General features: G+C 42.3%; 16 protein-coding genes. 10 read left to right on the forward strand and 6 right to left on the reverse strand.

Features of this window, described 5'->3' with window-relative positions:
• Nucleotides 1-2: 2 nt before the first annotated feature.
• The 5 genes from ACHZES_RS14760 to ACHZES_RS14780 all read right to left on the reverse strand — a co-directional run bounded on the left by ACHZES_RS14760 (nt 3) and on the right by ACHZES_RS14780 (nt 3,931).
• Nucleotides 3-1,364: a dynamin family protein gene (locus ACHZES_RS14760; RefSeq protein ID WP_395547253.1), complete on the reverse strand. Its 1,362-nt coding sequence runs from the start codon at nt 1,362-1,364 to the stop codon at nt 3-5.
• A gap of 51 nt (nt 1,365-1,415) precedes the next feature.
• Complete coding sequence (locus tag ACHZES_RS14765; protein WP_395547252.1) at nt 1,416-2,381, reverse strand: helix-turn-helix transcriptional regulator; 966 nt, start codon at nt 2,379-2,381, stop codon at nt 1,416-1,418.
• A gap of 99 nt (nt 2,382-2,480) precedes the next feature.
• Complete coding sequence (locus tag ACHZES_RS14770; RefSeq protein WP_276891309.1) at nt 2,481-2,717, reverse strand: helix-turn-helix transcriptional regulator; 237 nt, start codon at nt 2,715-2,717, stop codon at nt 2,481-2,483.
• Between the two features lie 193 nt (nt 2,718-2,910).
• Nucleotides 2,911-3,426, reverse strand: a complete 516-nt coding sequence (locus tag ACHZES_RS14775) for a DUF4367 domain-containing protein (protein WP_395547251.1) — start codon at nt 3,424-3,426, stop codon at nt 2,911-2,913.
• A gap of 31 nt (nt 3,427-3,457) precedes the next feature.
• Nucleotides 3,458-3,931: a hypothetical protein gene (locus ACHZES_RS14780; RefSeq protein WP_395547250.1), complete on the reverse strand. Its 474-nt coding sequence runs from the start codon at nt 3,929-3,931 to the stop codon at nt 3,458-3,460.
• 165 nt (nt 3,932-4,096) lie between these two features.
• Between ACHZES_RS14780 and ACHZES_RS14785 the strand changes: the two genes are divergently transcribed.
• From ACHZES_RS14785 to ACHZES_RS14800, 4 genes are all read left to right on the forward strand, one after another.
• Nucleotides 4,097-4,423 (forward strand): helix-turn-helix domain-containing protein, encoded by a 327-nt coding sequence (locus ACHZES_RS14785; protein ID WP_008982557.1) that lies wholly within the window; start codon nt 4,097-4,099, stop codon nt 4,421-4,423.
• A 409-nt stretch (nt 4,424-4,832) separates the two neighbouring features.
• A complete protein-coding gene (locus ACHZES_RS14790; RefSeq protein ID WP_117417704.1) occupies nt 4,833-5,042 on the forward strand; it encodes a helix-turn-helix transcriptional regulator in 210 nt (69 codons plus the stop codon).
• A gap of 88 nt (nt 5,043-5,130) precedes the next feature.
• Nucleotides 5,131-6,636: a class I SAM-dependent DNA methyltransferase gene (locus ACHZES_RS14795; RefSeq protein ID WP_117417695.1), complete on the forward strand. Its 1,506-nt coding sequence runs from the start codon at nt 5,131-5,133 to the stop codon at nt 6,634-6,636.
• Nucleotides 6,626-7,153 carry a restriction endonuclease subunit S gene (locus tag ACHZES_RS14800; RefSeq protein WP_395547249.1) on the forward strand — a complete coding sequence of 176 codons (528 nt, stop codon included), beginning with the start codon at nt 6,626-6,628 and terminating at the stop codon, nt 7,151-7,153. Before ACHZES_RS14795 ends, ACHZES_RS14800 begins: the two co-directional genes overlap by 11 nt.
• Here the strand turns inward: ACHZES_RS14800 and ACHZES_RS14805 are convergent.
• Nucleotides 7,150-7,764, reverse strand: coding sequence for a restriction endonuclease subunit S (locus ACHZES_RS14805; RefSeq protein WP_395547248.1), 615 nt, complete (start codon nt 7,762-7,764; stop codon nt 7,150-7,152). The two genes, ACHZES_RS14800 and ACHZES_RS14805, sit on opposite strands and share 4 nt — an antisense overlap.
• Nucleotides 7,765-7,879: 115 nt before the next feature.
• Here ACHZES_RS14805 and xerA point away from each other — a divergent pair, with 115 nt between their 5' ends.
• The 6 genes from xerA to ACHZES_RS14835 are packed head-to-tail and all read left to right on the forward strand — an operon-like array spanning nt 7,880 to nt 14,412.
• On the forward strand, nt 7,880-8,875 hold the full coding sequence (xerA, locus tag ACHZES_RS14810) for a site-specific tyrosine recombinase/integron integrase (protein WP_395547247.1): 996 nt from the start codon (nt 7,880-7,882) through the stop codon (nt 8,873-8,875).
• 11 nt (nt 8,876-8,886) lie between these two features.
• The gene (locus ACHZES_RS14815; protein WP_395547246.1) at nt 8,887-10,065 is read left to right on the forward strand and encodes a restriction endonuclease subunit S; all 1,179 of its coding nucleotides are present in this window, start codon (nt 8,887-8,889) and stop codon (nt 10,063-10,065) included.
• Entirely contained in the window at nt 10,058-10,264 is a 207-nt protein-coding gene (locus ACHZES_RS14820) for a hypothetical protein (RefSeq protein WP_395547245.1), read from the forward strand. Before ACHZES_RS14815 ends, ACHZES_RS14820 begins: the two co-directional genes overlap by 8 nt.
• 44 nt (nt 10,265-10,308) lie before the next feature.
• The gene (locus ACHZES_RS14825; protein ID WP_395547244.1) at nt 10,309-10,947 is read left to right on the forward strand and encodes a hypothetical protein; all 639 of its coding nucleotides are present in this window, start codon (nt 10,309-10,311) and stop codon (nt 10,945-10,947) included.
• Nucleotides 10,948-10,963: 16 nt separating this feature from the next.
• Nucleotides 10,964-14,026, forward strand: a complete 3,063-nt coding sequence (locus tag ACHZES_RS14830) for a type I restriction endonuclease subunit R (RefSeq protein ID WP_395547243.1) — start codon at nt 10,964-10,966, stop codon at nt 14,024-14,026.
• A gap of 38 nt (nt 14,027-14,064) precedes the next feature.
• Nucleotides 14,065-14,412 carry an MmcQ/YjbR family DNA-binding protein gene (locus ACHZES_RS14835; RefSeq protein ID WP_128132383.1) on the forward strand — a complete coding sequence of 116 codons (348 nt, stop codon included), beginning with the start codon at nt 14,065-14,067 and terminating at the stop codon, nt 14,410-14,412.
• The last annotated feature ends 4 nt before the right edge of the window (nt 14,413-14,416 follow it).

Here is a 14,416-nt window from a genome sequence, read left to right on the forward strand (position 1 = left end):
AGTTACTCCTCCTTAATTGCGTTTATAATCGTAGCTTCAAATTGTGGAAGTCCGGTTCTCACATATAGCTTTTGTAGCTCATGATAGTCAAGATCGTCAAGCGGAAAACCTTCATCACAAAAATCGGCTGTTGTTTCAATAGAAAAGTATGGACTCAAATCATAGGCTTCATCTTCATACTTCCGAACGAATGTTTTTAACTCTGTAATCTCATTAGGAGAAAGTTTTGAATGAGAGAGTGCCTGCTTAAATAATAATCCAGCTTTTGCAGACATAGGGCATACGATAGGATCGGTATATCCTATATCGGTCAAATGGCTCGAAACATTGGATATTATTTCTTCGATGTCGTCATCTTCAAAATCACAAGAGTCCATCATGTTCACGGCAAAAATTATTTTCCCATATTTTACATTTTTATGTATGAAGCTCAGATGCGCAAAGTCTCCTTCAGATCCGTAGTTTTCAACGGGAATTACATATACAATCACATCGTGTTCGTTGTTTCTCAATTCATCTCTTGTTATCTGCTTATGTGCAGGATTAAGAAATGAATTTACTCCAGGGGTGTCAATCAATCGTATTTTATATTTGCCTACCTCAGAGTTAAAATAACCCGCAACGGATAAAGGTGTCTTTCTTTCTTCGGAGGTCTTACGAACCTGCGGAGCAGATAAATTCAGCTTTTCCCCTTGTTCATCAAATACATTGTACTTTGGATGATAAACAGGCGATGAGTAAAAGTCCATAACTGTTGCTGTGCAGGCGGCTTTTTTGGTGAATGAAAGCTCCTGACCGATTAAGGCGTTAATCAATGTGGATTTACCTGCACTCATAGTAGCTGTAAAAACAACTTTTTTTTCAGTTGTCCTGATAAAAGACTGTGCATCAATTAAGCTCTTTATCATCTCGTCAGTTATCATTTGGATGCCTTGCAGCTCAGACGGATTTGAAAGCATTTTGTCTAAAATGTAGTCCATCTTTTTGTGATACCGTTGATGAACGCTTCCTTTGAGCATATCACAAATTTGTGTTGCATAATTAAATCCATCAATTGACAACAAGTAGATACAATCAAACAAAAAAACATAGCGATAGGAGAAAAAACGAAATGGAGTGAAGCGTGTTTTGGTTATCTCCTTAATTGCAGATTTAATATCGTAGTTATTTTCGGATATATTTGCCAGAAAATCTGCTTTGAAACGGTCAAAACGAATTAGAACTTCGGTGTCATCCGGACATAGCTTTTTTCTGTAATGCTCGATCAAGCAGATGTATTTTAGTTTTAGCTCTGGCTTTTCATTTGCCAGCGGATGAGTAATCGCTGGATATGAAATAAAAAACGGCGTGTGTTTGGTCATCATAATATATTGTGATCGTCCCCATAGGGGATGATTCCTTTCTGCCCTGTCACTTTATTGATAGTTCATTTGCATTTTCTGTATTTCTGTTCTCATTTCTTCGACAAAATCTTTTGGAGCAGTTACCTTTACACGGCGACCTTGGCTAAGAAGCCACATTTTAATCCCATCTCCGTAAACCTCTGCTTCAATGGTGTAAGTCCTGCCATTTCTTTCAATAACTCTGGCAGTAGGGAGTTTGTCAAGAATTGCTTGGATAGCAGAACCGGTAAATTCAAATTGAATGGTTCTGAGCTTTCCTGGCCACATAAATAAACTACGTTGCCTGAGAAGTCCTTCATCAAATTCTGGAGCGTCCTCTATGGTGAAATTTTTCCGATGCTCCGTTATGTACTTTATTCTATCAACACGGAAGTACAGCGGTTTATCCGGGGCGCCCTCTGTGTTAAATGCTATAAGATAGAAGAAGTTATCTGTAAACATTACTGAAGCAGGACGAATGCGATGGGTTTTCCATGCACGATCTGCACGATAATATTCGATGGTAATCTCTCTTTTTTCTGTAATGCATTTTGCAAGTTTCCAGAGTGTTTTTTGGACACTAACGCAATCGTGTTTGATCTCAGTGTAGTGATATAATTCCTTGCGAATTAAATCATTTAGCATCGGACGGTCTTGCGCAGTAGTGAACCCTTTGAGTTTATTTGTCAAGGTCAATAGTTCTTCCTTGGAGAATACTCTTGCACCAATCATCACTTCGAGCAGAGCAAAGAGTTCTTGATTGGTAAGGAACTCGTCCATATATAAGCAGTAGCATTTCTCTTGGTTGGAGTAAACCAATTCTGTGTTTCCTACCAACTGTCTGTGATCTGCGAGAAAAGATTTCAAGTCGTTAATGTCTCGACTGATGCTTTTTGTTGAGACATTATATTCCTCAGCAAGTCTTTGAACAGATAAATCTTCTCCCCTAAGACTCCTGAAAAAAATTTCCAAAAGCCTATCATGCTTTGTGCTTTCCATAAAAACCTCCATTCCCGGTTTGCTGGATTCCCCTGTTTTTGAAATCATTATATAAAAAGTGGTGGACAGATGTATGTCTCAGCAAACCATAACAGAGGATCATTTTTCTGGTTCTTCTTGTTCTATAACAGCATCGTCGGGTACAAAATCCATCATATCCCCGGCATTACAATTCATAACCTCGGCAATCTTCAGAAGTGCAGAAAGATTCACCTCCTGATTTCGCCTTAGTTTTGTAAATGTGGCAGAGGATAATCCAGTCCGCTTGCGAAGTTCGGCTTTTCCGATTTCTCGTTCCACACACAAATACCACAGTTTCTTATAGCTAACTTTCAAAATGTGCCCTCCTTTTCATCATATTGTGTTTATTATACTCCGCAGGCGTTGTATATTCAATAAGTTAGCCGCAAAACAGGCTATTTTGGTGAAAAAAAGATTGTCTTGTTGCAAAAACAAGAAAAATATGAACTCCTTTGAGAAAAAGCCAAAGATTATGCACCAGTTATGGAGTATAACCTTTGGCTCTGGCTTATTCTACAAGTTCGGCACTTTCTGCCATTTTGATAATCTCAGAATCATCAATTTTGCTTGGAGTGTATTCCAGAACATAAGTGACTTCCGGAGAATAAGTCCAACAGAGAAATGCTGTGTCATCTTTCTTGTAAAGAGCGCCCGGCCAGTCCTGAATCATCATTTTCTCACAGCTGTCCATACTGTCAACCGGGAAAAGCACACCCACGGCCTCCGTATGTAATCCGGTGGTTTCTTCCGGGTCTCCTTCGTAAAATGTGGTTTTAAGGATACGGTAGTAGATGTTGTTATCCTTGTCGTTTTGGTCTCTGTAAGTCAGTGTGGCTGCGAGTTCTGTTTTGGTGACCTTCTTTACATCTTCTCCAAGAACTTCTTCAGCGCTTTTTTCAAAACGGTCAGCAAATTCATCGAAGTCCATTTCCTTTTTCTGATGTGAAGTCACCGCAATTATGATTCCAACCGCCACAACAAGAATGACGGCAAAAAGAATAGCTATTCGTTTCTTTTTATTCATGTTCTTCCTTTCCGAGAAAAATAAAGCGAAGTCAAAGAGGTACATCTGTCAGATTCATGATCTTTGCATCTGCCTTTTTTGCATATTGCATGGTCTGATAAGCTCCGCCAGAATTGTGTTCTATGCAGAAAATAACTAAATCCGACCGGTCAACCATGGATCGATTTCTGACTTGATGGGCGGACTTGAAGTGCTTTTCTGCGGATTCGAGACATATTTCAATTTCATCATAATACTCATGAAAAGACTCCTCGTTGTTCCGGTATTCCGCCGTCATATATGGCAGTACAAGAACGAGAGAACTGTTGTCATCACGGATGGTTCGCTTGCATTTGCGAACCGTTGACGAAACAAGCTGATCAAATTCTCCGTCTCGCCCAACAAGGAATTCGATATATTCTTTGGTAAGAAGCAGCTCACGGATGATTGATTCCAACTGTCGCTCAATCAAAAACGGATCATCAACTTGTCTGTGTCCAAAGAAACTGACAGCGAATAAATTCATAGAAATCTCTCCTTTGGAGATGCTTAGTACTGGTATCACCAATCAAGTCAAGATATTGATAATTATATCACCAATACAAGAAAGGATAAAGAGAAAAATTCGTTTTCCTGCTACCAACGTCGCCTTCCGATTCATACTACAATAGTTGAGGAAGGAGGGACAGGAATGGCCAACACGCAGTATGATGAATTTATTCGTATCAGGATTACAGAATTAAGAATAGCAAAGAATATTTCCGAACACAAAATGAGCTTGGATTTGGATAAGAGTGGCTCATACATTCGTGGAATAACCAGCGGAGCAGCCTTGCCGTCTCTCAGGGAACTGTTCAATATCATCTCGTATTTTGATATGACACCGGCAGAATTTTTCGCCCCGCTGGACGATGCGAATACCCCGTATCGTGAATTGTGCGAGAAGCTGAGAACCATGAATGAGGAAGAACTCGAAAAGGTCAGCACCTTTATTGGCTGGATTGAGAAGAAAGAATAGCCAAATGGAATTAAGATTTTAACCTGGATGCCAAATGGCAGTCCAGGTTTTTTCTTTCTCAGGAAAGCGTTCAGAATGAACGAGCAGCCGGTATCGTAGATACCGATCAAAGGGGATTGGGGATGCTTCCCCAACAAGCAAATTTGCGAAGATTGCACCGAAGGGAAAATCGAGAAAATGAGTGAACCTGTACAGGTTTACACTGCTTGCCAATTTGTAAAACCCCAAAATTCCGTTCCTCTAAGCTCTAAAAGTCCTTTCACTTCAAAAATTCGGATAATTCTTTGAAATGAGAAAATAAAATGTAGTGATAGCTCACTTTCTTGTTGAGTTTACCTATTTGCGTGCTATAATTATAAGTGCAGGTACTTTTTGAACGAAATATCTGGAAGAAAGGAATGGTGAAATGATGGCTGTCAGCTATAAGAGACTATGGAAGCTATTGATTGACCGAGATATGAAGAAAAAAGATTTGGCTGAACAGGCAAATCTGAGTAACTATACCATCAACAAAATGCATCGAGGTGAGAATGTAACTACGGATACGCTCGTAAAAATCTGTTCTGTCCTGGGCTGCACCTTTGACGATATTATGGAAATAGTTCCGGATGAAAAGTAATATGTCCGTTTTATGGGATAGCCCCTTTGGTAGAATATAAGCTGAAGAAGCATAACTACAATAAACTGTTAGAGTGGAGGAATCGGCAATGGCTGAAAAGAACAATGCCAACATTGGCTTTGAAAAACAAATTTGGGATGCTGCCTGTGTGTTATGGGGACACATCCCTGCCGCTGAATATAGAAAGGTAATCATCGGACTGATTTTCCTTCGCTACATTTCCAGCGCATTTGAAAGAAAATATAACGAGCTTGTTGCAGAGGGCGAAGGCTTTGAAGAAGATCGTGACGAGTATTTGGGCGAGAATATTTTCTTCGTTCCGGAGAAAGCAAGATGGTCTACCGTTGCAGCTGCGGCTCACACTCCGGAAATCGGCACCGTTCTCGATGAAGCAATGCGAGAGATTGAAGCAGAAAACAAATCTCTGAAAAATGTGCTTCCGAAGAATTACGCAAGTCCGGATTTGGACAAGCGAGTTCTGGGCGATGTCGTCGATCTGTTCACCAATATGGATATGTCTGATACAGAGGAAGGCAAAGACCTTCTGGGCAGAACTTATGAGTATTGCATCGCACAGTTTGCTGCCTACGAAGGTGTGAAGGGCGGCGAGTTCTATACACCGTCCAGCATCGTTAAGACAATCGTTGCAATCCTGAAGCCGTTCAATAACTGCCGGGTGTACGACCCGTGCTGTGGCTCTGGCGGTATGTTTGTGCAGAGCGTGAAGTTCATCCAGGCACACAGCGGCAATCGTCAGAGCATTTCCGTTTATGGTCAGGAATCCAATGCAGATACCTGGAAGATGGCAAAGATGAATATGGCGATTCGTGGCATTGATGCAGACTTCGGCCCGTATCAGGCTGACACGTTCTTTAATGACCTCCATGCCAATCTTCGTGCAGATTTCATTATGGCAAACCCGCCTTTCAATCTGTCCAACTGGGGACAGGATAAACTGCTGGACGATGTCCGTTGGAAGTACGGAACGCCGCCTGCCGGTAATGCCAACTACGCATGGATTCAGCACATGATCCACCACCTTGCACCGAACGGCAAGATTGGTCTGGTGCTTGCAAATGGCGCACTGTCTACGCAGTCCTCCGGCGAGGGTGAGATTAGAAAGAATATCATCAATGCCGATCTGGTGGAAGGTATCGTTGCCCTGCCTACGCAGCTGTTTTATAGTGTGACGATTCCTGTTACGCTCTGGTTCATTAGCAAAAACAAAAAGCAGAAAGGCAAAACGCTGTTTATTGATGCTCGAAAGATGGGCTACATGGTTGACCGCAAACACAGAGACTTCACGGATGAAGATATTCAGAAACTGGCGGACACCTTTGAAGCATTCCAGAACGGAACCCTGGAAGATGTGAAGGGATTCTGTGCGGTAGCCGATTTGCAGACTATCGAAAAACAGGACTATATTCTGACTCCTGGGCGCTATGTTGGCATTGAAGAACAGGAAGAAGATAGCGAACCGTTCGACGAGAAAATGGCTCGCCTGACTTCGGAACTTTCTGATATGTTTGCTAAGTCCCATGAACTCGAAGCCGAAATCCGTAAGAAGCTGGGGGCGATTGGTTATGAAATATAAGTTGTCAGAAATCATGGATTTAATCGGTGGTGGTACACCTAAAACGACCAAGCCAGAATATTGGGATGGAGATATTCCTTGGCTGTCGGTAAAAGATTTTAATAATGACTTTCGTTTCGTGTATGAAACAGAGAAACACATTACAGAGCTTGGCTTGAATAATTCGTCAACCAAGCTTCTGCAAGCAGGCGATATTATTATTTCAGCCAGAGGAACAGTAGGAGAAATTGCAACAATACCGTTCCCTATGGCGTTTAATCAATCATGTTATGGATTGAGAGCAAAAAAGGAAATTGTGACAGCAGATTTCTTATATTACTTAATCAAGCATAATATTCATGTATTAAAAAAGAATACACATGGGTCTGTATTCGACACAATTACTCGTGATACCTTTGCTGGAATAGAAGTTGATATACCGGATATGGACTCCCAATCAAAGATTGCAGAAATTCTATCTAACATTGATGAAAAGATAGAAGTAAATGTCCGCATAAACGAAAATTTAGCGGCTTAAAGTTCGATGTCAGATACATCCAGTTCGCCGGACATCAACTTGGGAAGAAGCGTATCTCTCAGTAACGAAAGCCGTTTATTCTCAGCTCTATTGGAATAGATCTGCTTAATCAGTGGTAATGCAATGGTATTAAACTCGACTAACGCTACTTCTGACGGCAAAGCAATGGGATATGTCATAATCTGCTGTTTATCTCCACGAGGCATTTTTGTTCCTTTGGCTCCAGCAACCATAAATGCGAAGAACTTGTCGGCATATAGCGTGCTGAATAGGTACGCTGAGTATTGAGGTTGATTAGGCATGAAGCAAAGAACATCGGTCGAGCAGCCACACTCGTCCTCGCAGTAGACAATCTTCTTAAAGTAAGGGCGAATGTTAGAAATCAAAGTATCACCCTTGTGGCAAGCAGTAGTCTGCGGCGTTGTTGGGAGGCTTGTAGCGTCAGTAGAGCCAGCTTTCCTCGGTAGCATATTCTCCGTTGAGAAGTAAGTGGTGACATCCAGCTCAGAAACAGCCACTCTATCTTTGGAATATGAGCAAATATCTGAAAGGACTCCCTGCTTGGCTGCTATATCAACATCGCCAAACCGTTCTTGATATACCGTTTGCAAAAGAACAGCTAAATTTTCGTTTACGACCTAACCCATAACTTCTGCGAGTGGCAGGAGTTTATACTGAGGATTGCCACTCCGTAGTCATTCCCTAATCATAAAAGGAGAATAGACTATGAATGATGAATTTGTAAATGATGTGCTACGAGATATGCTGGCATATCTCGATAATGGACAGGCAGAGCAGCTACGGCGAGTGCTGAAACATAATCTTTCCGGATATGAGATTCGGCAAAGAGCTGATAGCACAGCTGAGGATGCAAGTGCAGAAAATACACGGTTGACCGATGCGTTTCTTTCGGCAAAGCGAATTGAGGGATGTTCCGAAAAGTCGCTTTCCTACTACCGAAAGACAATCGAAACCATGTCTGAGAAAATTGGAAAAGGGATCACGCATATTACGACCAATGATCTGCGTTCCTATTTGACCGGCTATCAGACAGAGCGAAAATCCAGTAAGGTTACGATTGACAACATCCGCAGAATCCTATCCAGTTTCTTTTCCTGGCTTGAAGATGAAGATTACATCTTGAAAAGCCCGGTACGCAGGATTCATAAGGTGAAAACGGCTGTGACTATCAAAGAAACCTACACGGATGAAGCACTGGAAACCATGCGTGACCATTGTGATTCTCTGCGTGATCTGGCTTTGATTGATATGCTGGCATCAACCGGAATGCGTGTAGGCGAATTGGTTCTTCTCAATCGTGATGACATCAACTTTGAGGAGCGAGAGTGTGTGGTATTTGGTAAAGGCAGCAAGGAAAGAATGGTCTACTTTGATGCCAGAACCAAAATCCACCTTCAGAACTACCTTGCACAGAGAACGGATAGCAACAATGCCCTGTTTGTGTTGCTGAAAGCACCATACGAAAGATTGCAGATTGGCGGTGTAGAATCAAGGCTGCGTGAACTTGGCAAGCGGCTTTCGCTTCCGAGAGTACATCCGCACAAATTCAGACGAACCCTCGCTACAATGGCGATTGACAAAGGGATGCCCGTGGAGCAGCTGCAACGACTCTTGGGGCATCAACGAATAGATACGACCTTGCAGTATGCAATGGTCAAACAGAGCAATGTTAAGATTGCTCACCGCAAATACATAGGTTAGGAGCGTAAATCATGAAAAAGAGATTTCTTAGAGATATTGCTGAAATACAAACAGGCCCATTTGGAAGCCAACTACATAAAGAAGATTATGTTGATGTAGGAACTCCTATTGTGACAGTTGAACACTTGGGAAGCAGAGTGTTTTCTGAGCAGAATTTACCCATGGTTTCTGATGCCGATAAGAGTAGATTGAGTAAATATGTTCTCAAGAAAGGTGATATTGTATTTAGCCGTGTTGGGTCAGTAGATAGATGTTCGTTTGTTGACCAAAAACATGATGGTTGGATGTTTTCTGGTCGTTGTCTTAGAGTTCGTCCAAGCGAAGAAGCAGATCCATTGTTCCTATACTATTTCTTTTGCCTGAATACAACAAAGGAATTTGTTCGTAGCATTGCCGTAGGTGCAACGATGCCTTCTATTAACACAAAATTGCTTGGCGAAGTAGAAGTGGTTTGCCCTGAAATTGAAGAACAACGTAAAATCGCTGATATTCTTTCAAAAATCGACGACAAAATCGAAGAGAATCAGAAGATAAACGAAAATTTAGAGCAGCAAGCGCAAGCTATCTTTGCAAATGAGTTTTTATCTCTTGAATCACTACCCGACGGCTGGAAACGAGGCAGTTTGATAGATATTGCAGATTACCTAAATGGTTTGGCTATGCAAAAATATCGTCCTGCCGCCGATGAAGTAGGCATCCCAGTTCTGAAGATTAAAGAACTGCGCCAAGGTTGTTGCGATGCTACCTGCGAACTGTGTTCCCCAAACATAAAGACAAATTACATCATTCATGATGGCGATGTCATTTTCTCTTGGTCTGGCAGTCTGTTAGTTGATTTTTGGTGTGGTGGTACTTGCGGATTAAACCAACATTTGTTCAAGGTCACATCAAGCGAGTATGACAAGTGGTTCTATTATGCTTGGACAAAACACCATCTTGAACGGTTTATAGCTGTGGCTGCTGATAAAGCAACAACGATGGGACACATCAAGCGTGATGAACTTTCAAAAGCAGAGGTTCTTATCCCTAACGAGGCAGACTACAACCGAATCGGATCTTTACTTCATCCTATTTATGACTTAATTATCACAAATCGAATCGAAAGTAAAAAGCTTGCCGAAACCAGAGATACTTTACTCCCGAAACTTATGAGCGGAGAAATAGATATATCGGAGGTGGATTATGAATAAAAAAGTCCTCTCTATACCTTTTAATGCACCGTTGCATCCACAAGATACCGAATTACAAACCTATGGTTGCAGAGCCAATAATCCTGATATATGCGGAAATAACGGATTGCTGAATATCTGCGCTTTTTCCTCAGTAGATTGCATTTGCAAAAAGCCATCACGGGCATGGAAAAAGCAATACAACAAGCTCAAAGGCTAAGCAGCTAAATTTTCGTTTAAAATCTGTAGAAGGGAGAAATATCTATGCTTAGAGATTGGAATTTTTGGTGTACCGTGATGACATCTGTTGCATCTGTCATTGCGTTATGTGTATCAGTCCACCAAATACGACTAAGTAATAAACAGCAACTGTTTGATCGCCGCTTGAAAGCATATATGATGGCAAATAGCATTATTTCCCTTTGCAAAGAAAACTACGTTTTCCTTTCGGAGAAAAGGAAAACAGAACCTCAGTTTGCAAATGACGTTGTTTTTATATGGCTTACAAACAATACATATATGGAGGGGCAAGCAGAAGCCATAGAGCATCCCTTGGAACAGCCATTTCATAAGGATTTTTTGCAAAAACGAGAAGAACTTAGAAATATGGCAATGGAATTTGAACTTATTTTCAAAGGCAATGTTACGGCGCTTTATAGCAATTTTCTGAGAGATTACGAAAGTGTATTGGCTGTAATGTATCAGTATCAGATTATTATTAAAAAGATGGAAGAAGAAAACGGAAAACATCCTAATACTTCAGAAGTGTTATCGAAAATGTTTTCAGAAGAAGAATATCGGGATAGACTGTATGATGCATTAGGTAAGCTCAAGGCATCGTATGATGCAGTGTCACAAGAAAAGAATGATAAGCAACTGAGAAAACAGCTTACATTGATATAGGGGGAGGCGAAAGTATATGTCAGAATTTTATACCGAAGCGGACTATGAAAACTCCGTGATCGAATTATTCCGGAACATGGGGTACAGTTACCTGTATGGACCCGACATAGAGAGGGATTTTCATAATCCTCTGTATGAGGAAGAACTTGTTGCTTCCCTCTATCGTTTGAACCGTTCTCTGCCGGAGGACGCTATTAGTGATGCACTTTTTAAGCTGAAGAACTTTGAAAACGGCGAGTTGGTGCAGAAAAACGCTGTCTTTATGGACTACCTGCAAAACGGTATTCCTGTGCGCTATTTTGAGAAAGGCGAGGAACGCTCCTCCATCGTCTATCTTGTTGACTACAAGAATCCGGACAACAACTCCTTTATCGTAGCAAATCAATGGACTTTCATTGAAAATAGCAATAAACGCCCGGATATTCTGCTTTTTCTGAATGGTATTCCGGTTGTTATTGTGGAACTGAAATCTCCGTCCAGAGAAGAAACTGATGCTTCTGCGGCATACCGGCAGCTTCGCAACTACATGAAGGAAATCCCTTCCATGTTTATCTATAACGCCATCTGCGTTATGAGCGACCAGATGACCTCAAAAGCCGGTACAATTACTTCCGGCGAAGATCGTTTCATGGAATGGAAAACGGTAGACGGAAGCTACGAGAACACGCAGTACGCACAGTTTGATACCTTCTTTGAGGGAATGTTCCAAAAGGAACGCCTGCTTGACCTGATAAAGAACTTCATCTGTTTTTCCAACGAAGGCGTGAACTCCTTCAAAATACTGGCGGGTTATCATCAGTATTTTGCCGTAAGAAAAGCAATCGAATCAACCAAACGAGCTACCGTTACCGATGGTAAGGGTGGTGTGTTCTGGCATACGCAGGGCAGCGGCAAGTCACTGTCGATGGTGTTCTATGCCCATTTGCTCCAGGAAGCCTTGGATAGCCCAACGATTGTTGTGCTGACCGATAGAAATGATCTGGACGATCAGCTTTTCGGGCAGTTTGCAAAGTGCAAGGATTTCTTGCGCCAAGACCCGATGCACGCTCAGAGCCGTGAGAATCTGCGTGATCTCCTTGCCGGTCGTCAGGCAAACGGTATTATCTTTACGACTATGCAGAAGTTTGAGGAATCTCACGAAGCCCTTTCTGAACGCAGAAATATCATCGTTATGGCAGACGAAGCCCACCGTGGACAGTATGGCTTAACCGAAAAGATTAAGATGACCAAGAATGAGGACGGCGAAGAAATCGCCAAGCGAGTTGTTGGTACTGCCCGCATTATCCGAAATAGCTTGCCGAATGCTACATACATTGGCTTCACCGGAACCCCGATTTCCTCGAAAGACCGCAGCACCCGTGAGGTGTTCGGTGATTACATTGACATTTATGATATGACGCAGGCTGTCGAAGATGGCGCAACCCGCCCGGTCTATTACGAAAGCCGTGTCATTAAGCTCAACCTGGATGAAGCTACGCTGCACATGATTGATACAGAGTATGAAATCATGGCACATAATGCTGATCCGGAGGTTATTGAAAAGAGCAAGAAAACTCTCGGACAGATGGAAGCAGTATTGGGCAACGATAATACCATCAACTCTCTGGTCTGCGATATTCTTGACCATTACGAGAATTACCGGGAAGGTCTGCTTACAGGCAAAGCGATGATCGTGGCATATTCCCGCCCGATTGCAATGAAGATTTATAAGCGGATTCTGGAACTGCGCCCTGACTGGACGGAAAAAGTCGGTATTGTTATGACCGGTGGAAATAACGACCCTGAAGAATGGCATGATATTATCGGCAATAAGCGGCACAAGGACGAGCTGGCGAAAAAATTCAAGGACAATAACAGTCCGATGAAGATTGCCATCGTCGTTGATATGTGGCTGACCGGATTTGATGTTCCGTCGTTGGCTACCATGTATGTTTACAAGCCGATGAGCGGATACAATCTGATGCAGGCAATCGCCCGTGTTAATCGAGTGTTCCGTGACAAGGAAGGCGGTCTGGTCGTTGACTATGTAGGCATTGCTACCGCACTAAAACAGGCAATGAATGACTACACCACCCGTGATAAGAAAAACTACGGTGATACGGATGTTGCCAAAGTCGCTTATCCGAAGTTTATCGAAAAGCTCGGTGTCTGCCGTGATATGTTCCATGGATTTGATTACACCAAGTTCACTACCGGAACCGATCTGGAAAGAGCAAAGACCATCAGCGGTGCGGTAAACTATATCATCGCCCGTGAAAAGGAAGAAGAAAAAGACACCTTTATCAAGGAAGCCCTCATGCTTCATCAGGCTCTTTCTCTTTGTTCTTCTCTGGTGTGTGAAGCTGATCGCTTTGAAGCTGCGTTCTTTGAATCAGTGCGTGTCCTGGTGCTGCGGCTGACCAATGCGGGAACCGGCAAGAAGATCTCTCTGCCTGAAATGAACGCTCGTATCAATGAGCTTTTGAAGCAGAGCATCAAGAGCGAGGGCGTTATTAACCTGTTCTCTGATATGCAAGAGGAATTCTCTTTGTTTGATCCGAAGTTCCTTGAGGAAATCAGCAAAATGAAAGAGAAGAACCTGGCAATCGAGCTACTGAAAAAACTGATAGCGGAACAGGTATCTATTTACCGTAGAACGAATGTGGTTAAGTCCGAAAAGTTCAGTGAGATCATGCAGCGAGCGATCAACGCATATCTGAATGGTATGCTCACCAATGAAGAAGTCATTGCAGAAATGCTGAAACTTGCAAAACAGCTGGCAGAAGCCCACAAAGAGGGTGAACAGCTTGGCCTTACAGCTGATGAGTTGGCATTCTACGATGCACTTACGAAACCGCAAGCAATCAAGGACTTTTATGAAAATGAAGAACTGATTGCGATTACAAAAGAACTGGCAGATACACTTCGTAAGAATAAAACGATTGACTGGCAGCGCAAAGAGTCTGCCCGTGCCAAAATGCGTACTCTCATTAAGCGGCTATTGAAGAAACATAAATATCCGCCGGAGGGTATGGATGATGCTGTTCAGACCGTAATGACACAGTGCGAGCTTTGGACAGATAATGTGATGGAAGCCTAATCTATGGTGTATCGCCTTATCATATAGGGATGGAAACGATGGAACGAAAAGAACTATTTGAATGGGCAAAAGAAATCTATGGAGCAGAACCGGATTACCCGTGGAATGACTGGAATTGCGTTTTGCGCCATAAGAATAATAAAAAGTGGTTTGCATTGGTAGTTGAAATCAATGCAAGAAAGCTGGGATTGGCAGAAGATAAAACGGTTGATGTTTTGAACATCAAGTGCGATCCGATGATGATAGGCTCACTACGCATGAAAGAGGGATTCTTCCCCGCCTATCACATGAACAAAGAGAATTGGATCAGCATTCTTCTCGATGGTACAGTCTCGGCAGATGAAATCAAGCCCTTGCTGGAATTGAGTTATCAACTGACCCGGTAACGCA

The sequence above is a fragment of the Lacrimispora sanguinis genome (genome assembly GCF_044987295.1).
GTDB classification, from domain to species: domain Bacteria; phylum Bacillota; class Clostridia; order Lachnospirales; family Lachnospiraceae; genus Lacrimispora; species Lacrimispora celerecrescens_B.

Bases quoted from the DNA above. Each gene is read 5' to 3' on its own strand.
- ACHZES_RS14760 (WP_395547253.1), bottom strand. From the start codon at position 1,364: ATGATGACCAAACACACGCCGTTTTTTATTTCATATCCAGCGATTACT.
- ACHZES_RS14765 (WP_395547252.1), bottom strand. From the start codon at position 2,381: ATGGAAAGCACAAAGCATGATAGGCTTTTGGAAATTTTTTTCAGGAGT.
- ACHZES_RS14775 (WP_395547251.1), bottom strand. From the start codon at position 3,426: ATGAATAAAAAGAAACGAATAGCTATTCTTTTTGCCGTCATTCTTGTT.
- ACHZES_RS14780 (WP_395547250.1), bottom strand. From the start codon at position 3,931: ATGAATTTATTCGCTGTCAGTTTCTTTGGACACAGACAAGTTGATGAT.
- ACHZES_RS14785 (WP_008982557.1), top strand. From the start codon at position 4,097: ATGGCCAACACGCAGTATGATGAATTTATTCGTATCAGGATTACAGAA.
- ACHZES_RS14790 (WP_117417704.1), top strand. From the start codon at position 4,833: ATGGCTGTCAGCTATAAGAGACTATGGAAGCTATTGATTGACCGAGAT.
- ACHZES_RS14795 (WP_117417695.1), top strand. From the start codon at position 5,131: ATGGCTGAAAAGAACAATGCCAACATTGGCTTTGAAAAACAAATTTGG.
- ACHZES_RS14800 (WP_395547249.1), top strand. From the start codon at position 6,626: ATGAAATATAAGTTGTCAGAAATCATGGATTTAATCGGTGGTGGTACA.
- xerA (WP_395547247.1), top strand. From the start codon at position 7,880: ATGAATGATGAATTTGTAAATGATGTGCTACGAGATATGCTGGCATAT.
- ACHZES_RS14815 (WP_395547246.1), top strand. From the start codon at position 8,887: ATGAAAAAGAGATTTCTTAGAGATATTGCTGAAATACAAACAGGCCCA.
- ACHZES_RS14820 (WP_395547245.1), top strand. From the start codon at position 10,058: ATGAATAAAAAAGTCCTCTCTATACCTTTTAATGCACCGTTGCATCCA.
- ACHZES_RS14825 (WP_395547244.1), top strand. From the start codon at position 10,309: ATGCTTAGAGATTGGAATTTTTGGTGTACCGTGATGACATCTGTTGCA.
- ACHZES_RS14830 (WP_395547243.1), top strand. From the start codon at position 10,964: ATGTCAGAATTTTATACCGAAGCGGACTATGAAAACTCCGTGATCGAA.
- ACHZES_RS14835 (WP_128132383.1), top strand. From the start codon at position 14,065: ATGGAACGAAAAGAACTATTTGAATGGGCAAAAGAAATCTATGGAGCA.